Origin of the sequence: Alicyclobacillus cycloheptanicus, from assembly GCF_028751525.1 — a bacterium.
Classification (GTDB): domain Bacteria; phylum Bacillota; class Bacilli; order Alicyclobacillales; family Alicyclobacillaceae; genus Alicyclobacillus_L; species Alicyclobacillus_L cycloheptanicus.
The window spans coordinates 291,390-311,487 of record NZ_CP067097.1 but is presented as its reverse complement, the minus strand read 5'-3'; the positions used below and the strand labels follow the sequence as shown (position 1 = coordinate 311,487).

The 20,098-nt window shown below is 57.5% G+C and carries 16 protein-coding genes; all 16 read left to right on the top strand.

What is annotated here, in order from left to right:
* Positions 1–22: 22 nt before the first annotated feature.
* The 16 genes from JI721_RS01440 to ptsP all read left to right on the top strand — a co-directional run bounded on the left by JI721_RS01440 (position 23) and on the right by ptsP (position 20,046).
* A complete protein-coding gene (locus JI721_RS01440; RefSeq protein WP_274456308.1) occupies positions 23–373 on the top strand; it encodes a Na-translocating system protein MpsC family protein in 351 nt (116 codons plus the stop codon).
* A 320-nt stretch (positions 374–693) separates the two neighbouring features.
* Positions 694–3,636 (top strand): formate dehydrogenase subunit alpha, encoded by a 2,943-nt coding sequence (fdhF, locus tag JI721_RS01435; RefSeq protein WP_274456307.1) that lies wholly within the window; start codon positions 694–696, stop codon positions 3,634–3,636.
* Between the two features lie 31 nt (positions 3,637–3,667).
* The gene (locus tag JI721_RS01430) at positions 3,668–4,159 is read left to right on the top strand and encodes a helical membrane plugin domain-containing protein (protein ID WP_274456306.1); all 492 of its coding nucleotides are present in this window, start codon (positions 3,668–3,670) and stop codon (positions 4,157–4,159) included.
* Positions 4,160–4,429: 270 nt separating this feature from the next.
* Positions 4,430–5,980 (top strand): amino acid permease, encoded by a 1,551-nt coding sequence (locus tag JI721_RS01425; RefSeq protein ID WP_274456305.1) that lies wholly within the window; start codon positions 4,430–4,432, stop codon positions 5,978–5,980.
* A gap of 12 nt (positions 5,981–5,992) precedes the next feature.
* On the top strand, positions 5,993–7,447 hold the full coding sequence (locus JI721_RS01420) for an NAD-dependent succinate-semialdehyde dehydrogenase (protein WP_274456304.1): 1,455 nt from the start codon (positions 5,993–5,995) through the stop codon (positions 7,445–7,447).
* A gap of 26 nt (positions 7,448–7,473) precedes the next feature.
* Positions 7,474–8,856: a glutamine synthetase family protein gene (locus JI721_RS01415; protein ID WP_274456303.1), complete on the top strand. Its 1,383-nt coding sequence runs from the start codon at positions 7,474–7,476 to the stop codon at positions 8,854–8,856.
* A gap of 102 nt (positions 8,857–8,958) precedes the next feature.
* Positions 8,959–9,726, top strand: coding sequence for an SDR family NAD(P)-dependent oxidoreductase (locus JI721_RS01410; protein WP_274456302.1), 768 nt, complete (start codon positions 8,959–8,961; stop codon positions 9,724–9,726).
* 101 nt (positions 9,727–9,827) lie between these two features.
* Entirely contained in the window at positions 9,828–10,580 is a 753-nt protein-coding gene (locus tag JI721_RS01405; protein WP_274456301.1) for a gamma-glutamyl-gamma-aminobutyrate hydrolase family protein, read from the top strand.
* Between the two features lie 59 nt (positions 10,581–10,639).
* On the top strand, positions 10,640–11,224 hold the full coding sequence (locus tag JI721_RS01400; RefSeq protein WP_274456300.1) for an ANTAR domain-containing response regulator: 585 nt from the start codon (positions 10,640–10,642) through the stop codon (positions 11,222–11,224).
* An 8-nt stretch (positions 11,225–11,232) separates the two neighbouring features.
* Complete coding sequence (locus tag JI721_RS01395; protein WP_274456299.1) at positions 11,233–12,687, top strand: sensor histidine kinase; 1,455 nt, start codon at positions 11,233–11,235, stop codon at positions 12,685–12,687.
* A gap of 197 nt (positions 12,688–12,884) precedes the next feature.
* The gene (locus tag JI721_RS01390; RefSeq protein WP_274456298.1) at positions 12,885–14,360 is read left to right on the top strand and encodes a PTS mannitol transporter subunit IIBC; all 1,476 of its coding nucleotides are present in this window, start codon (positions 12,885–12,887) and stop codon (positions 14,358–14,360) included.
* 87 nt (positions 14,361–14,447) lie between these two features.
* Positions 14,448–16,406, top strand: a complete 1,959-nt coding sequence (locus JI721_RS01385; RefSeq protein WP_274456297.1) for a BglG family transcription antiterminator — start codon at positions 14,448–14,450, stop codon at positions 16,404–16,406.
* A 6-nt stretch (positions 16,407–16,412) separates the two neighbouring features.
* Positions 16,413–16,841, top strand: coding sequence for a PTS mannitol transporter subunit IIA (locus JI721_RS01380; protein ID WP_274456296.1), 429 nt, complete (start codon positions 16,413–16,415; stop codon positions 16,839–16,841).
* Complete coding sequence (locus tag JI721_RS01375; RefSeq protein ID WP_274456295.1) at positions 16,838–17,989, top strand: mannitol-1-phosphate 5-dehydrogenase; 1,152 nt, start codon at positions 16,838–16,840, stop codon at positions 17,987–17,989. The genes JI721_RS01380 and JI721_RS01375 overlap by 4 nt, the downstream gene beginning before the upstream one ends.
* Positions 17,990–18,032: 43 nt before the next feature.
* Positions 18,033–18,314, top strand: a complete 282-nt coding sequence (locus JI721_RS01370) for an HPr family phosphocarrier protein (RefSeq protein WP_274456294.1) — start codon at positions 18,033–18,035, stop codon at positions 18,312–18,314.
* A gap of 10 nt (positions 18,315–18,324) precedes the next feature.
* Positions 18,325–20,046, top strand: coding sequence for a phosphoenolpyruvate--protein phosphotransferase (ptsP, locus tag JI721_RS01365; protein WP_274456293.1), 1,722 nt, complete (start codon positions 18,325–18,327; stop codon positions 20,044–20,046).
* Positions 20,047–20,098 lie beyond the last annotated feature (52 nt).

The following is a 20,098-nucleotide window of genomic DNA, read 5'->3' as shown; positions in this document are numbered from 1 at the left end:
TGTTTAAAGGAAGTGTGCGTTTATGCGCAAGGAGCAGGCGTTCAACGATATCGTTCGCCGTGTGCGAAAAGACTATTTTGGCAAAGGACCGGAGCGCGTTCATACGGTGTTTGTGGATAACATGGCCGTCTCGATTTTGCATGGAAACCTGACGCCCGTGGAGAAATTCATCAGTCACACACCGGAAGGGGCCGAGATGGTTCGGGCTGCACGGACCAAGCTGATTCAAGATGTGTACCGCGAGCACGTACCGGATGGCATGGAAGAACTGGTGGGTTCCAAGCTGCTCTACCTATTTTCCGACTTTAAAGTCGAGGACGACATGGGCGTCTCGGTATTCATTTTTGAAGATCCGATTGACGGGCGAGGGTAAGACCTGCTTACAACCATGCTGGCGTACGCGCATCCCTTGCTTGACAAACGAGAATGGAAACGGCCATAGTAAATTTAACAAGTGAATGAATGTGGCCGGTGCATTGGGACAGTGCATCGGTTACGACCTCGCAGAGGCTCGTTGGTACACCTGTAGGCGTTGCAGGCGTATTCAGTGGCACAAAGGTGAAATCCGTCAGGGGTGCACCTTGTGCCTTTTTCGCAATGGTGGCTTGGCAGGTTGTGAACCACGTACGGTCCGCCTGCTTCGCCTGAACAGAGAACCGATTGAATCACGTTTGGGTGAGGAGGTATCCACGTATGTCTGACGGATGGGTACACATTGAAATTGACGGGCATTCGGTCACGGTCGAACCCGGAACCTGCGCGCTTGATGCCATTCTTGGGACGGGACAGGCGCACCCGCATGTTTGCTATCATCCTGCGCTCGGTCCGATTGAGACCTGCGACACGTGTATTGCTGAAATCAACGGCAAACTGACGCGTGCCTGCTCGACACCCGTGGAAGAAGGCATGGTCATTCGGACGAAGTCCGTGGCTGCGCGTTTTGCGCGCAAGGAAGCCATGGATCGGATTTTGCGGAACCACGAGCTGTACTGCACGGTCTGTGACAACAACAATGGCAATTGCACCATCCACAATACGGCCATGCAGATGGAAATTGAACACCAGTCCTACCCGTTTGAGCCCAAACCCTATGAAAAGGATATGTCCAATCCATTCTACCGGTACGACCCCGACCAATGTATTTTGTGCGGTCGCTGTGTGGAGGCCTGTCAAAACCTGCAGGTCAGTGAGGTCCTCTCGATTGATTGGGATCGCGACCATCCCCGCGTGATTTGGGACAACGACGTGCCTATCAACGAATCGTCCTGCGTGTCCTGTGGTCACTGCGTGACGGTGTGTCCCTGCAACGCGTTGATGGAAAAGTCGATGCTCGGCGAGGCAGGCTTTTTAACGGGGATTGAGCCGGGTACGCTCGGCAAAATGATTGACCTGACCAAAGAGGTGGAGCCTGGGTACTCGCAAATCTTTGCGATCTCGGAAATTGAATCGGAATTGCGCGAGTCCCGCATCAAAAAGACCAAGACGGTGTGCACGTACTGCGGTGTGGGGTGCAGCTTTGACATTTGGACCAAGGACCGCAAAGTCCTGAAGGTGGAGCCTTCTATGGATGCCCCGGCCAATCAGATTTCAACGTGCGTCAAAGGCAAGTTTGGCTGGGATTTTGTCAACAGCAACGAACGTATCCTTGAACCTCTGATTCGCCGCGGAGACGCCTTTTATCCTGTGAGTTGGGAAGAAGCGCTCGATTACACGGCGAAGCGGCTGGCAGAAATTCGCGACCGCGATGGCGCCGACGCGGTCGCCTTCATCTCTTCATCGAAGACGACCAATGAAGAGAACTACCTGATGCAGAAGCTGGCGCGCGCCGTCTTTCACACGAACAACATCGACAACTGCTCCCGGTACTGTCAGTCGCCGGCGACCGAGGCCCTGCGCAGGACCTACGGCTACGGCGGCGACACGGGCTCCATCAAGGATTTGGAGATGGCCGACTTGGTCATCATCGTGGGTGCCAACCCAGCGGAGGCGCATCCGGTCCTCTCCACGCGCATTCGACGGGCGCAGAAGAAGCGCGGCCAGAAGTTGATTGTCGCCGACCTCCGGAAAAATATCATGGCAGAGCGGGCTGATTTGTTCCTGCATCCGCGTCAAGGTACAGACCTGGTTTGGCTCTCCGGCGTGACGAAATACATCATCGACCAGGGATGGCACAATCAAGAATTTCTGCAGAACAAAGTGCAGAACTTCGACGAGTATGTGGCATCCCTCGAAAAGTACACGCTGGCGTATACGTCGGAAGTGACGGGGCTGTCACAGGAGACGTTGATTCAAACCGCAAAGATGATTGCAGATGCCAAATCGGTGTGCGTGTGCTGGGCCATGGGCGTAACGCAGCACCTGGGCGGGTCCGATACCAGCACCGCGATCTGCAACCTGCTTACCGTCACGGGGAATGTGGGGCGCCCTGGCACCGGTGCGTATCCGCTGCGCGGACACAACAACGTGCAGGGGGCGGGGGATTTCGGGTGTGCGCCAAACTTCTATCCGGGCTATCAATCCGTCAGCGATCCCGCCGTCCGCGCGAAATTTGAACAGGCGTGGGGCGTGTCGCTGCCGACCACACCGGGCTTGAACAATCATCAGATGGTGGATGCGATTCACGAGGGCAAGCTGAAAGCCATGTACCTGGTTGGCGAAGACATGGCCATTGTTGATTCCAATGCCAACTATGTCCAGTCTGCGTTCGAGAAGCTGGAGTTTTTCGTGGTCCAGGACATGTTCTTCAGCAAGACAGCCCAGTTTGCGGACGTGATTTTCCCGGCGAGTCCGAGCCTCGAAAAGGAAGGTACATTCACCAATACCGAACGTCGCATTCAGCGTCTGTATCAGGCACTGCCGCCGCTTGGCGCTTCCAAACCGGATTGGCAAATCATCACGGAGGTCGCCAACCGCCTGGGCGCAAACTGGAAGTATACGTCGCCCAAGGAGATTTTTGAAGAGGCTTGTGGGTTGACTGAACTCATGAAAGGGGCGACCTACGAACGACTGGAGGGCTACAAGAGTTTGCAGTGGCCCGTCTGGGAGGACGGAACGGACAGCCCGCATTTGTATCTCGATGGCTTCCCGCTGGAAGGCGGAAAGGCCCGTCTGTGGCCCGTGGATTGGACACCACCGTTAACGCTGCCGGAAGCGTACGACCTGCAGCTGAACAACGGCCGATTGCTGGAACACTTCCACGAGGGGAACATGACGCAGCGGGTCGCTGGCATTCAGAAGAAAGTGCCGCACACGTTTATCGAGATCTCGCCAGAACTCGCCAAACAGCGCGGCATTGAGGACGGCGCTTTGGTTCGGGTCAGCTCGCCGTACGGCAGTGTCAGGATGCGGGCGACGGTCACTGACCGCGTGCAGGGGAATGAGGTTTACATCCCTCTTTTGTCTACCAAAGACGAAGAGGCGGTCAATCTCCTGACCAGCAGTGACCACGACACCTACACATTTACGCCGGCCTACAAGGAAATGCGGGTGAAAATCGAGGTGCTTGAGTTCACCGGCAAGTCGCCGATTGTAAAAGGAAACTTCCGCCTTGGCCATCCGAACCCGCAACCCGGCGTGAACGTTGAAAAGAAATGGGCGCGCAGCGACTACCAGCCCTTGGTGGAACAGGCCAAGTAGGCGTTGAGACAGTCAGAAGGGTGGGAGAAAGATGGCTCAACCGATCACAAAAATCGTTCAACCTGCGGACTTTGAGGCGAAGCAAGAGGCTTTGCAGGTGTCTGAGTTGAGGAAGGAACTTGCGGCGAACCAAGCAGTGCTTGCCGAAGGGTTGCATCTCTTACGCGCCATGCACGAGCGCGGGCTTCTGGAACTATTGGCAGCACTCTTCGAGCAAGGGGACAAAGTTATGGAACGCCTGGTGGACCTGCTCAGCAAGCCGGGTGCCGCCAATGGACTGAAAGTGATGATTGCAGTGGCTGACAGTTTGGGGTCCTACGATGCGGAGGCAGTGAAGAAGCTGTTGAACGGCGTCTCTCGTGGACTCGAAGCAGCCAGTTCAGTACCAGCCCCGCAGAAATCTGTCGGTGTATTCGACCTCCTGAAGCACATGCAGGACCCTGACGTCAGTGCGGCGATCCACGCCGGGTTTGCGTTTCTGAAGGGTGTCGGTCAATCGCTGCGATCGGGCGGAGCGGTCTAGAACCCTGCTACCCGCGATTCGCGGGTAGCAGAATGCACGATACCGTACCCCTTGCCAAAAGAATGAATATTTAGTATCCTTACCTTCAACAAGCACAAGTGAATCGACCGGGCAACGGCGCCCAACGGACTGTCATCGCAGGATGGCGGTTCTGTTGGGCGCTGTTTTGTTTGGAGGCGGCGTCTGTGGAGACGGCACCGGGAGGCTGCAGGGACGATTCACGGTTGACAGACAGTCCCATACACCCATGGTAGAAAAGAGGGGATGCAAATGGCACGAGGCTCGGCAGAACAGCTGAAGCGTGACGAAGAGTTGCTGCGCAAGCTTGGGTATCGCCAGGACTTGGCGCGGGCAATGAGTGGTTTTTCCAACTTCGCGATTTCCTTTACCATCATCAGTGTGCTTTCTGGCTGTTTGACGTTGTTCGCGTTCGGTCTGACCTCTGCGGGGACGACGGCGGCTTCGATTGGCTGGCCCATTGTCGCCGTGTGCGTGATGACGGTGGCGCTGTCAATGGCGGAGATCGCCTCCGCCTATCCTACAGCGGGCGGCCTCTACTACTGGGCCAGCAAGCTCGGCGGGCCGGCCTGGGGTTGGTTTACAGCGTGGTTTAACCTCATCGGCGAAGTGGCCGTCACCGCCGGAATTTTGTATGGCTTGGCGATTTTTGTGGATGCGCTCATCAATCAATTTGCACCTGGCTTCCCGGCATCCGGACATGCCGGTGCTGTTGCAACCCTCGTCATCTACGCCATCATCTTGCTCGCGGGCGCGTTTCTCAACTTCTCTGGCGTCAACGTTGTGTCCATGCTGAATTCCATCAGTGCATGGTGGCATGTCGTTGGGGTCATCGTCATCGTCGCAGCCCTTTTGTTCTTTGCGCCAATACACCCTCATCCATGGCACTTTGCGTACACCTCCGGCGAATCGAGGAGCGGGTTCCCAAACTGGTACGGCTTCCTCATCGGCCTCTTGCTCGCGCAGTACACGTTCACGGGTTATGATGCGTCGGCGCACGTCTCGGAAGAAACGGTCGGCGCGGACAAAAGTGCGCCGCGCGGTATCATCCTCTCTGTTGCCGTATCGGCCATCGCGGGGTACGTGCTGCTCATGGGCTTTGTCGTTTCGATGCCCGACATCTCGCACACGCTGGGGTCCACCAATCCAGTTCTGTATATCCTCACAACACGGCTTGGACGATCTGTTGGCACGGCACTCTTTCTCGTCGCGCTCGTCGCGGAGTTCTTCTGTGGCACAGCCTCCATCACGGCGAATTCGCGCATGATTTACGCCTTTGCACGGGACCGGGGCATCCCCGGTTGGCGCAGGTGGAGCAAAATCAACAAGGCAAAGCACGTTCCGGCCAACGCCATCTGGCTCGCCATCACCTGCGCATTCATTCTGGCGCTGCCAGCACTATTCAGCACGGTGATTTACGCGGCTGTGACCTCCATCGCGACCGTTGGGCTGTACGTAGCGTACGTGATCCCGACGTTTCTGCGCCGCATCCATCCCGAGCGCTTGCCGGAGGGAGCGTTCAAGCTCGGTCGATGGGGCAATTTCATCGGCTGGTTTGCGGTGGTCTGGGTGGTGTTTATCTGCATTCTGTTCATGTTGCCGACGACAGGTCCCATTACGATCTCGAATTTCAACTTTACCCCGGTCGTGTTGCTGATTGTGTTCGCCTGTCTGATTCCGTGGTGGTTTGTGAGCGTGCGCCACTGGTTTCGCGGTCCCATTCGTGACGTCGACGAAGCACCTGTGGCGGCCGTGAACGAAGGCAGCGTGCCATTTGGCGAGCAACTCGGACTGGATGAATAGGGGGGATTGGGCTTGCGTGTCGCAGACATCGTAGCGCACAGCGCACACTTCATCGGGGGTGAATGGGTGACGTCATCGAGAGAACCGATCGACGTGTTCAACCCAGCAAGCGGCGAGATTGTCGGCCATGTCCAAAACGGTGGGAAGGCGGAGGCTGAACTGGCGATCGCGGCCGCATCTGAAGCCAGACATGCGTGGGCAGCGATGACAGCGTCGGAGCGCGCGGGCTATCTGCATCGCTGGGCCGCGTTAATTCGCGCGCACCAAGAAGAAATCGCTCATCTCCTGACACGCGAACAGGGCAAGCCGCTGGCAGAGTCTCGCGAGGAAGCGGAAGGCGCGGCGATGTTCATCGAGTGGTACGCCGAGGAAGGCAAGCGGGCGTACGGCGAGATGATTCCTGCGCTTGCGCGCAACAAACGCATTTTCGTGGTTCCTCAGCCCGTCGGGGTGGCGGCGCTCATCACGCCGTGGAACTACCCGGCGACGATGGTGGCTCGCAAGGCGGCCCCAGCGCTTGCCGCCGGTTGCACGATTGTGCTCAAGCCAGCAAGCCAGACGCCGCTGACTGCGGTGGCGTTGATTGCGCTTGCCGCGGAGGCGGGGTTTCCAAGCGGCGTCGTCAATCTTGTAACCGGTAAGTCGAGCGAGATTGGAGCGGCGTTCATGCGTCATCCGCGTGTCCGCAAGGTTTCCTTTACGGGTTCTACGGAAGTGGGCAAGCTGCTGATTCGGCAATCCGCTGACGAAGTCACGCGTCTGTCGCTTGAGCTTGGGGGGAACGCACCGTTCATTGTGTTTCCCGATGCTGACCTGGATGCAGCTGTTGCCGCCGCCGTCGGCAACAAATTCGAGAATTGTGGTCAAATGTGCAACGGCATCAACGTGATGTACGTCCACGAGGACGTTCTCGAAGCATTCTCCGCACAGGTGACAGAGCGGGTGTCGACCCTGAAGGTGGGCTTCGGTTGGGAGGCAGGGGTGCAGCTTGGCCCCGTGATTGACCATCGAGCGGTGGAATTCATTGACGCCCTCGTCCGCGAGGCGGTTCGGGACGGTGCCAAGGTCCGGATTGGCGGGGGTGCCTTGACGAAGACGCCATATCAGAATGGCTCGTTCTACGCGCCGACGGTTCTGACCGATGTCACGCCCGAGATGCGCATCGCGCAGGAAGAAGTGTTCGGGCCGGTGGCGACGATCATCGGGTTCAAGACGGAGGACGAGGTGCTCGAACGGGCCAATGCCAGCGAATTTGGCCTGGCGGCTTATCTGTTTACGCGCGACGTACGTCGGGTGTTCGAGGTTTCAGAGCGGCTCGAAGTCGGCATGGTGGGCGTCAACAGTGCGTCGCTCAGCGTGCCGCAGGCGCCGTTTGGCGGGATCAAACAGAGCGGTTATGGCCGGGAGGGCGGACACCACGGGCTGGAGGAATTTATGGAGATGAAGTACATCTCACTGACTCTTTGAAGGCTCGCACGGGGAGGTACGCAGCGATGGAAACACAGATGAGGGAGAGCATCATGGGCCTCGACCACTTGACGGAGCAGATTCGGGCGGGGGAGATTGAGACGCTGATTGTCGCGTTTTGCGACATGCAGGGGCGACTGGTCGGGAAGCGGTTGACCGGCCAGTATGTCCTCGACCACGTGATTGAGGACGGTGTGCACTTCTGCGTGTACCTTCTGGGAACCGACATGGAAATGGACACGCCAGCCGGATTTCCGGACATGGGCTGGGAGCAGGGCTATGGCGACTGGACCGCGCGTCCGGACTGGTCGACGGTGCGCATCCTGCCCTGGCACGACAAGACGGCGCTGGTGTTGTCCGACGTCACCGACCACCAGGGAAATCTCGTGGAACCGGCGCCGCGCACCGTATTGCGTCGACAACTGGAACGTGCCGCCGGCCTTGGCTTCACGGTCAAGTTGGCAACGGAGCTCGAGTTTTATTTGCTTGATGAGTCCTACGATGCCGCGCATGCGAAACAGTATCACAATTTGGCGCTGGCAGGGACGTACAACGAAGACTACCAACTCCTGCAGGCGTCCCGCAACGAGCCGTTCTACGCTCAGTTGCGAAAGCTGTTGTCGCAGGCCGGGATCCCGATTGAAGGCACGAAGGGCGAGGCTGGCGTCGCGCAGCATGAGATTAACGCGTACTACGCGGACGCCCTCGAAGCAGCCGACCGGCACGTGTTGCTCAAGCACAGTGCGAAAGAGATCGCGATGCAGAATGGGCGCGCCGTTTCCTTTATGGCAAAACCGGACCACACCTGGACTGGGTCGAGCAGTCACATCCACTTGAGTCTGTGGGATGCAAATGGCGGGAATGCCTTCTACGAGGCATCGTCGACGTGCCATGAGATGTCGGCGGCCATGCGCCACTTTTTAGCCGGGCTCATCGTCCATACGCGCGAACTCTCGATTCTCTTCGCGCCCTACGTCAACTCGTACAAGCGCTTCATCACATCCAGTTGGGCGCCGACCCACATCGTCTGGGGTGTCGACAACCGTACCTGTGGCTTGCGCGTGGTTGGCCACGGGCATGGGAAGCGGATTGAGAACCGGTTTCCGGGCGCGGACACGAATCCTTACCTGGCAAGCGCAGCGATGCTGGCTGCTGGACTGGACGGCATCGAACATCGTCTCGAACTGCCGCCGGCGTGGTCCGGGAACGGATATTCGGCACAAGGGGCCCCAACACTGCCGTCGTCCTTGCACGAGGCGATTCAGGCGTTTGAGCAGAGCGAGTTCGCGCTGCGAGTGTTTGGGAAGACCGTCTATCAACACTATTTGAATGCAGCAAAAGTTGAGCAGCGTGCCTACGACCAGGTCGTGACGAACTGGGAAAAGCAGCGCTATTTCGAACGCGCATAGCGCTAAAGTGTGGCCTGGCGGGGGAGACCTGAGGGGTGGTCGAGTCCAATCGGGCCGGAACATCAGTGAGCCTGTTTAGGCAGCGAGAGGAGTTGGCGGGGAATGAGGTTGCAAGACAAGGTGTGTGTCATCACTGGCGCAGGCGGCGGCATGGGACGCAAAGCCGCTGAGCGGTTTGCGCGGGAGGGCGGGCGCATAGCGATTTTGGAGCGGAACGAATCAGCGGGGGTGCAGGCCGAAGCCGTGATTCGGTCGCAAGGCGGTGAAGCCAAATTCTTTGCCTGTGACGCGTCGAGCGAGGACAGTGTGCAAGCGGCCGTCGCCGGAGCGTATCAGCATTTCGGCCGCATCGACGTCTTGTACAATAACGCCGGCATCATGCCGGAAGCAGACCATTCGGTACTCGACACCAGCGTGGAGACCTGGGACATGGTGATGGCAGTCAATGTCCGCAGCATCTTCCTGATGAGCAAATACGTTGTACCGCACATGTTGGAACAATCGGCGGGATCGATCATCAATATCGCGTCGTTCGTCGCCTTGATGGGCTGCTCGGTGCCGCAGGACGCCTACACGGCGTCGAAAGGCGCCGTGATTTCGCTGACGAAGTCGCTTGCCATTCAATTTCGGCCGCGCGGCGTGCGGTCGAACGCCATCTGCCCGGGGCCGATTGAGACGCCGTTGATGACGGAGTGGCTGCTCAAAGACGAGGCGGCAAAGCAGGTTCGTCTCAGCCGCCAACCCAGCGGTCGGTTTGGGCGGCCGGAAGACATCGTCAATTGTGCCTTGTACCTGGCATCCGATGAGTCGGACTGGACCAATGGCGCGGTCATTGTTGTGGACGGCGGGATTACAAGCAACTACTTCTAAATCGGTTCAAGGGGACGATCACGCTGGTCAATCAAGGACATTCAGAAATCACGGCTGCGCGAGCCCGCCGGCCGGTCATTGGGATTACCGGTTACCATGTGATGCCGGAGGAGGGCTTTGGCGGCAAGCTGCGCGGGACACCAGGCCAGGGGTTCAGCGTCGTGGGGCACGACTACATTCGTTCGGTGGACGAGGCGGGGGGATTGGCATTCGGTGTGCCGGTGCTCGACGAGGCGCGATGCCCGCAAATCATTGCGACCTTGGACGGCATCGTGTTCTCTGGCGGCGAAGATTTGGACCCGCGGACGTACGGCGCACGGCCCGATTCGCATATCGAATCGATCAATCCGGACCGCGACCGTTTCGAACTTGCCCTACTCACCGAAGCGATTCGGCAGCTCAAGCCGACTCTGTGTATTTGCCGGGGACTTCAGTTGCTCAACGTTGCCTTTGGCGGGACACTTCACAAACACATTCCCGCGGCCTTTCCGGATGCGCTTGAGCATCAGAAACAGGCAGGACCTCGCTGGTACCTCGCGCACAAGGCGTATTTGGAGGACGACGTGCTGAAAGGACTGTACGGTACGGATTGCATTGAAGTGAATACCTTTCATCACCAGTCTGTCGACCGGGTCGGCGCAGGACTTCGTGTGACGGCCGTAGCCGAAGACGGCGTGATTGAAGGCCTTGCCCACTCCGACATGCCACAACTCCTCGCCATTCAATGGCACCCTGAAATGATGTCGGCGCGGTACGACGACGGGTTGATACCGTTTCGCTGGCTGGTGAACCAGTGTCGAGGGGCAGGCATTGATGGTGCATCGGTTGGTGTAGACGACAACGAATATCGTTGATAAATTATGAATAATGAGTCTAGTGATTGAGAAACATCGACCCGCAAGGGGGAGGTCGAATGGGCAAGGCACGCATCATGCTGGTCGACGACGAGTCAGTCTTGCGCATCGACATGCGCGAGATGCTCTTGTTGGAAGGCTATGACGTCGTGGCAGAGGCGTCAAATGGGGAGGCGGCGATCGAACAAGCGTTCGCACATCGTCCCGATCTCATCATCATGGATGTGAAGATGCCGCACATGGACGGCCTCACAGCGGGGCGCATCATCTACCAAAAGACCCGTATTCCGATTCTCGTGTTGACCGCCTATCATCAATCGCAATTGATCGACGACGCGAAGGCCGCTGGCATCATTGGCTACCTCGTCAAACCGGTCACGGAAGCCGATCTTGTTCCTGCGATCGAGATGGCGTTAGCGCAGGCGGAACGCCTGCGCTGCCTGACGGAGGAGAAGTGTGTGCTCGAGGCACAGTTACAGGAGCGGAAGTTAATCGAACGTGCCAAAGGTTTATTGATGCAACAGCAAGGACTCAACGAAGCGGAAGCCTACCAGCGTATGCGCAGGCAAGCCATGAACCGGCAGATGACGCTGGCGTCGACTGCCATGACGATTCTCAACGAGTGTCAAGTGGATGGCAGGTGAGGGAGAGGGTGACAGGGTTCATCGCCACCAGTCCAGAGCTCATCGCTGCCGTCTGTCAGAGCAAGACCGACCTTACAGCGGACGAGATCGAAGAAGTCATCCGCCTTGCGGGGCAGCTCCAGACGATGGCCGATTTGAATCGTGCTGACGTGTTCATTGACTGCCTGTGGCGCGGTCGGTCCGACCAAGCCGTGGTCGTGGCGCAGTCAAAGCCGAACACGGGCGGCAGCCTGTACTCGGAGTTCATTGTCGGGCAGCGCATTTTGCGAGACAACGAGCCCGGGGTCTTCTACGCGTTTCAGACTGACAAGTACGTGACTGGCACACGCGCCATCACCAATGAGAACGTCACCATTCAGCAGAAAATCCTGCCGTTTCATGGATCAAGCGGCAGGGTGATTGGCGTCGTGATTCTTGAACAGGACATCTCTTCACAGGTGATTCAGGAGCAGGCTGCGCGCCTCTTCCAGCAAACCGCTGAAGACCTTGGTGAGACCCTTTGGGAAGTGGCGGTGGCTGAAATCAACCTGCCAAGTCTCATTCACGAAGGCGTGATTCTCTGCAATTCGGAGTACCTGTTCACCTATATCAATCCGACAGCGCGTCAATGGTTCGAAAAACTGCACCAACCCAAACCTGAAATTGGTGCGCCGCTTGACGCTGTCTTTTCCGGCGTGCTGCAACAGGTATTGCTTGATGCACACGATCGCGGCGTCGAGGCGCGTGAGTTCACATTTGGCGACAACACGGTGCTCGTGAAGGCCATTTCGATTCAAAAGCACAGTGTGTTCAAGGGCGGACTGATTCTCCTCTCCGACATCACTGAACTGCGTGAGAAAGAGCGCCAATTGACCATTCAGTCGACGGTTATGAAAGAGATCCATCACCGCGTCAAAAACAACCTCCAGACGATCAGCAGTCTCTTGCGCTTGCAAATGCGGCGTACGAAGTCCGAGGAGATCCGCGCGGCGTTCCAGGACAGCATTCATCGCATTAAGACCATCGCACTCGTTCATGAGCGGTTGTCGCAGAGCGGCATCGAGTTCGTGGAGTTGAGGCAATTGATGGAGGCGATTGCCTCGATGTTGATTCAAACCGCACGTCACCCGGAGAAATCGGTGCAGTACACTGTGGAGGCTGATGCTATTTCACTCCCATCCGAGAAGGCCACACCCATCGCGCTGATTCTCAACGAACTCATTCAAAACTGTCTCGATCACGCCTTCGAATATCAGTCCGGCGGCCGCATTTATGTGTCAGCAGGCTGCGATGGGGGTGAACTTGTCATTGTCGTTCAGGACAATGGCCAGGGCTGGGATTTGCGCACGTCGGACGACACGCTCGGGACGCGCATTGTGGAGACCTTGGTGACGGAAGACCTGAACGGTCAAATTGACTACGTGGTGGACGGAGGAACGCGCGTCACGGTGCGCTTCCCGTTTGCGCGTGTCTCTGCAAACTAAGTTCGAAAATGATTTCCCCGAATACCATGGATGTCATTCGGGTCACCCTGAGAGGGGTGGTTTTTTTGTGTTTCTTTTGCTTTTCATTCTTGTCGCGGCAAGGCGCGTCAGTCCTGAATTTCTTTGTGTTGCCGGAACGGCAGTCCGCCATTACAGTGTTACGTGGAAAGCGATTACAAACAAAGGAGGTTCGTTCAATGGCCATTGCTACAGTGAGCGACCGCGTCGCAAGTGGCGGCAAAGCGCGTGCTGGCCTGCAACGGTTTGGCGGTTTTCTTGCCGGTATGGTCATGCCGAATATCCCTGCCTTTATTGCCTGGGGTTTAATTACGGCCTTTTTCATTCCTACGGGTTGGACGCCAAACGCTCATATTAATCAACTTGTCACTCCGCTTGTCTCATTCCTGCTTCCGATTCTCATTGGCTTTACGGGCGGACGTCTTGTCGCCGGAAACCGAGGCGGCGTCGTTGGTGCCATTGCCACGGCGGGTGTGGCCGTCGGCTCATCGCAGCCGATGTTTATCGGCGCGATGATTATGGGGCCGCTTGGCGGCTATCTGATCAAGCAGTTCGACCGGTTGGTGGAAGGAAAAATCAAGGCCGGCTTTGAGATGATTGTCAACACGTTCTCGGGCGGCATTATCGGTGGCGGTTTGGCCATCCTGTCGTTCCTCGTGGTGCAGCCTGTGATGGATAGTGTTTCGAAGGCTTTAGGAGCTGCAGCCATTTGGGTTACATCCGTTCACTTGCTGCCGCTCATCGCCATCTTCATCGAGCCTGGTAAGGTTCTGTTCTTGAACAACGCAATTAATCACGGTATTTTGGATCCGATTGGACTGCAGCAAGCGAAGGAGACCGGAAAGTCGATTTTCTTCCTGTTGGAAACCGACCCGGGCCCGGGGCTTGGCGTGCTGGTTGCGTACTGGATTTTTGGCAAGGGCTCGGTTCGGCAATCGGCGCCTGGCGCCATCCTGATTCAGTTCTTTGGCGGCATTCACGAAATCTATTTCCCATATATCCTGATGAAGCCCATTCTGGTGCTCGCCGTGATTTTTGGCGGCATGGCAGCGGACACGACGTTCATGCTGCTGCATGCAGGATTGGTTGCGACTGCGTCGCCGGGGAGTATCATTGCAGAGATGGCGATGTGTCCGCGCGGTGGGTATCTGCCGGTTCTGGCTGGTATCTTCGTCGGTGCGCTGGTCTCTCTGTTGATTGCATCGTTCTTCTTGAGCCGTTCGAAGACAGAGATGAACGATGATGACCTGGCGTTCGCCCAGAGTGTGGTGGCTGACATGAAGGCGCAAAGTAAGGGGCAGACCACACAGCAGACGACGGTGAACCATGCGGAAATTGGGGAAGCAACAGGTGAAGGACATGCGCTCACCCACATCCCGCAACGTGTGATCTTTGCTTGCGAAGCAGGTATGGGATCGAGCGCGATGGGTGCCTCCTTGCTGAAGAAACAATTGAAGGAAGCTGGGTATGACATTCCGGTCGACCATCTTCCGGTCAATCAATTGCCCGTCAACGCGGAGGTTGTCTTTACCCAGAGCAGTTTGTCCGATCGCGCTCGTCAAGTGGCGCCGAATGCAAAAATTTACATTGTGGACAACTTCCTCGACAAAAGCACGTATCAGCAGCTTGTGACAGACCTGAACGCACTCAAGTAAGAAGCTGGGGTAGGCATGGCGAAAAGTCTGACCGAACGGCAAAAGTACATTCTTTACTTGATATTGCACCAAAGCGAAAGGTGCAGCGTGGACACGTTGGTACGTCGACTGCAGGTCAGTCGACGTACCATTCAGCGTGATTTACACGCCATGCAGATGTACTTGCGCACCTTTCAACTGGTTCTACGTGTGGAACCGCAGAACATCGAACTGCGGGGGGAATCAGCCCGTGTCACAGAACTGCTTGAGCATGTCGGGAAACTGCCCGAGACGTTGGCCCTCAGGCCAAAAGACCGCGAACTTCAAGTTGCGCTCGACCTGCTGATTGAAGAAGGTCCATCCAAACTGGGTTACTTCGGCCGTCAGTTGAATGTGACGGCCGCCAGTCTGAGTCAGTCCATGGATGACCTTGCACAGTGGCTTCGTGCGCACGGGCTGGAGCTGATTCGCAGGAGAGGATACGGCGTTGAAGTCCGGGGCGATGAGGCGGCGCGTCGAGAGGCCATCGCAGATTTGGTGCACGACCAGGTTTCGCTTCCGGACCTGGTTGCATTTTTGCGTCAAGTGGAAGAGCAGGGTCCTTTGCATCCAATGCTTGCGTGGTTCGCGAAATGGTTTCGTGCAGACGTGCTTGCCAAGGTTCGTTCGGTTTTGCTCGACGAATTGGCGGACTCCAATCCCCCGCTCGACGAAGCAGCGTTCTATGGTTTCATGCTGCATGTGTTACTGACGATGACGCGGGTCACACAGGGGGCCATTCTTTCCGCGGCTGGACAACCGGATGCAGCGCCGCTGGACGTGCAGGTGTGCACGCGCATTCTCCAGCGTCTCTTACCGCAAGCTGCGAACCTTGCGGGTGAGGCGCACTATTTGGCGAATCATTTGCGCGGGGCAAAGGTGCTCATGACGGAAGAGAATCGAATTCTTCCGCTCCATATCACATCGATGGATTTGGCCTACAGGATCATACAGCGCCTGGAAACGGCGCTGGCGATGCCGCTCACAAGAGACCAACACTTCATCACGGGTATGGCGCAGCACCTGGAGCCGGCGATTCATCGGCTGACGGCTGGACTTCTGATTCGCAACCCCTTGCTGCCAGACATCAGGCGCCAGTATCCTGCGTTGTTTGAGGCCATGCGAGATGCGACGGACTATGTCCTTGCGCGGTATCACCTGGAGGTGCCTGACGAGGAGATTGGGTATTTGACCATGCATTTGGGCGCTTCTGTGGAACGCCAGCGGGCCCAAAGCAAATGGCGGGCGCGGATTGTCTGTCTCAACGGGATCAGCTCTGCCGAATTGTTGGCGAGCCGCATTCAAAAAGAGTTTCCGCAGATCCAGATTGTCGGTGTCAGTGCGTTGGATGCACCACAGGAGGACGCGTGCGACCTCGTCATTTCCACGGTACCGTACGAGGACAGCCGGCACCCGGTCGTCATGGTATCGCCGTTTCTGACGCCGGAGGAGCGGCGCAATGTTCAGGTCGCACTCGATGACCTGGAATCCACTCGACCGTCTGTGGGGTTTTCCAGATTCTTTTCCGAAACGGAGCCAAAGCCGGACACCGACCATACGGAGCGTGACCTCAGCGAGCGTGTGTTCGTTCAGACGACCGCGGCGGAAAATCTTCGAGAGGTCATCGACCAAATCGCTGACGATGTCTGGTCTGGCGGGTATGCGACAGACCGTGCGTCTGTCATTCAGGCAATTTTGCAGCGTGAGCACCTCGGGCGTATCGTCCTGCCAGGCAAACGGCTGTCCGTGCTGCACGCGCGCTGCGGCACCCTGCGGGGATGTTTCATTGGGGTGTACCGTCTGCAATCGCCAATCGTTGTGCCTGGCGTCGGCAAAACGGAGGAAGCTGTCGATACCGTACTCGTACTGCTTGCCCGAATGGACGAATCGATGGCGACCATCCGTTTGCTCGGAAAAGTCAGTTCCGCGCTGGTTATGGATCCCGACATGGTTGCGGTCCTTCGTGCTGCACCGGTAGCGCAGGTGCGGCAAAGCGTTTTGCGAGCCATGGTTCAAACAGAGGAGTGAATCAACATGAACATCCTTCAAAAAGAAAACATTTTGTTGAACGTGCCAACGGAAAGTAAAATCGACGCGATTACCCGCGTTGGGCAGCGTCTCGTGGAAAATGGGTACGTGGAAGCTCCCTACATTGAAGGGATGCTGAAGCGAGAAGAATCCATGACGACCTATATCGGCAACCACGTCGCGATTCCACACAGCATGCCGGAGTATGTCTCGCATATTCTTCACTCTGGCATTGTCGTCGCACAATATCCGAATGGTGTGGACTTTGGCAACGGCAATGTCGCCAAGCTGGTCATTGGCATTGCCGGCAAAGGGGACGATCACATGGAGGTTCTGTCGCGGCTTGCAGAGGTTTGCATGGAGATGGAGAATGTCGATAAACTCGCCAACGCTGCTTCTGCACAAGAAATCATGGAAGTCATCGGTGTCGAATGATGAAAAGGCGCGCGGTACACTTTGGTGCAGGCAATATCGGGCGAGGGTTCATTGGACTGCTGCTCCATCAAGCGGGTTACGAGGTTGTGTTTGCTGACGTGGTTCCGGCACTGGTGGAACAACTCCAAACGGCGCGCTCGTACCGCGTCATCACGCTGGATGAAACCGTCGACGAAGCGGAGGTCACGGGGTTCCGGGCCGTCCTCTTGGACTCGACGGCTTGTCGTTCGGAAATCGCGACGGCCGATCTCGTGACGACAGCGGTTGGACTGGGCAATTTGAGCGGCGTTGCCGCTGTCATTGCAGACGGACTGCGCCTGCGCAAGGTGCAGGGGAATGAAACGCCGCTGAACGTTCTCGCGTGCGAGAACGCGGTTCGCGCGACCTCCACCTTGAAGGAGGCCGTGCTTGCGCGCGTGGATGATGACCTGCGTGACTGGATTGAAGCACATGTGGGCTTTGCCGACGTCGCGGTGGACCGAATTGCTCCAAATCGCGAAGGCTATGCAACGCATCCGCTGGATGCCGTTGTGGAGCGGTTTTTTGAATGGGACATCGAACAAACGGCGCTGCGCGGGGACCTCGCGATACCGGGTGCGACCCTGGTGCAGCAGCTCGATCCGTACTTGGAACGCAAGTTGTTCATTCTCAACGGTGCGCACGCGACAGCGGCCTACGCCGGTTACAAACAGGGCATCCGTACGATTTTGGAGGCCATGCAAGCCCCCGGAATCGCGGCGTTGGTAGAACGCGTGCAGCATGAGGCGGCGGCGGGGCTGGCGCACCGCTATCCATCCCTTGACCTGTCAGGGCTGAACGCGTATGCCAAGGACGTGCGCGACCGGTTCCTGAATCCGCACATTCACGACGATGTGGCGCGGGTCGGCCGTGATCCGATGCGAAAACTCTCGCTTGGCGACCGCCTCGTGGGTCCACTGCGGCTGGCGCAGGCGGCAGGCATCGAGACGCCGGGCCTCCTCCAGGCGATTGCGCTCGGGTTCCACTATACGAACCCACAGGATGAGGGCGCTGTGCGTATTCAGCAGATGATTCAATCGTCGGGGATTGAAGCGGCTGTCAGAACGGTGACGGGCCTCACAGACCCGCACCTCTGCGGCGCCATTGCCACTGCGTATCGTGCGATGTGACTGGTCAGACCCTCACAGGATAAACAAGCGGAGGCGATGAGAAATGGAACGTCAAGTTGTATTGGTGAATCCAACGGGGCTGCACGCTCGTCCTGCCTCGATCTTTGTGGCAGAGGCAAACAAATTTCAATCGGAAGTCTACGTGGAGGCCAAAGGGAAACGGGTCAACGCGAAAAGTATTTTGGGACTGTTGACGCTTGCCCTCGGCAAGGGGACGCCGCTCACTATCATCACCTCGGGGACAGACGAAGAACAGGCTCTGAACGCGCTGTGTGAACTGGTTGAAAACGGAATTGGCGAATCGACGTCGATTCAGGAAAAGTGAGGCGTGGCAGATGAGGACTCGCTATCAAGGCATCCCTGCATCCGATGGGATTGCCGTCGCACCCTTGTTTATTCTGGAGGCGTCAGCTCCCGCGGTCGAGGAGCGCCATGATGTCTCCGTGACGGCGGAGCAGTCCCGGCTGCAGGCGGCCATCGAACAGACGAAGGCGGAGCTGCAAACGTTATTCGAAACCGCGAAGGAGAAAATGGGTGCCGAGAATGCGCAGATTTTCACGGCGCATCTGCAAATTTTGGAGGACCCGGAATTCGCAGGCGCTATCGCCAATACGATTGACGCGCAGTCGGTCAATGCGGAATTCGCCGTGACGACCGTGGCGAATCAACTGGTCGCCGTGTTTGAGCAGATGGAAGACGAATACCTGCGGCAGCGAGCCTCCGACATCAAGGATGTCAGCCAGCGCTTGCTCAGCCACGTGCAGGGTGTCAGCCGCACGTCCCTGGCCGAGTTGCAGTCTCCTGTGGTGCTCGCGGCGGAAGACCTGACGCCGTCGGACACGGTGGTGCTTGACAAAAACCTGGTCAAGGCCTTTATCACCGATGTCGGGGGCAAGACCTCTCACTCTGCCATTATGGCGCGCTCGCTGGGCATCCCGGCGGTGGTCGGATTAGGCCCCATCACGCACTCGCTGGTGTCCGGTACGACCGTGATGGTCAATGGTTTTACGGGAGAAGTGATTGTCGACCCGACGCCCGACGAACAGGCGGAATTTGCCGCCAGCATAGAGCGTCATGCAGCCGCCGAAGAACAGCTGAAGGCGTTGGTCAACGAACCTTCGGTCACCACCGATGGCCGCCAGGTCGAAGTCGGCGGCAACATCGGTTCCCCGCAGGACTTGGCCGCGGTGTTGGAAAACGGCGGTGAAGGCGTTGGGCTGTTTCGTTCCGAGTTTCTCTACATGAACCGCACCGCTGCGCCGACAGAGGAAGAGCAGTTTGAGGCGTATCGTCAGGTGGCAGCGGGGCTGAACGGCAGGCCCGTTGTCATTCGCACGTTGGACGTCGGCGGCGATAAAGAGATTCCGTATCTGGATTTGCCGGCGGAACGCAACCCATTCCTCGGCTATCGCGCCATCCGGGTGTGCCTGGACCGGACGGAACTGTTCCAGACACAGCTGCGCGCCATTCTCCGGGCGTCGCATTATGGCAACATCAAAATGATGTTCCCCATGATTTCAAACATCACTGAAATCCGCCGGGCCAAACAGGTGTTGGAGGAGGTCAAGGCCGACCTGCGCAGGAACGCCATTCCCTTTGATGAGCACCTCGAAGTGGGCATTATGATTGAGATCCCGGCGGCGGCCGTGGCCGCAGACCTGCTGGCGAAGGAAGTCGACTTTTTCTCGATTGGCACGAATGACTTGATTCAGTACACCATGGCATGCGACCGCATGAACGAGCAGATTTCACACCTCTATCAGCCGTACCACCCGGCCATTTTGCGGTTGGTCAAATGGGTCATCGACGGCGCGCATCGGCATGGCAAGTGGGTGGGGATGTGCGGCGAGATGGCTGGCGACTTGACGGCGACGCCCATTTTGCTCGGTTTGGGTCTAGATGAGTTCAGCATGAGCGCGAAGTCGATTTTGAAAGTTCGGCAGGCCATTCGGAACCTGTCTTACGAACAAGCCCAGAAACTCGCCGAGACGGCGCTTGCCGAGGAGAGCGAAGAGGCCGTTTTGGCGCTGGTCGAGGCGTGGCACACGAAGCAATAAACACTGCCAAAGAAAAGCAATGTCCAGGACTCGGAGCCGTGCGATGGGGCTC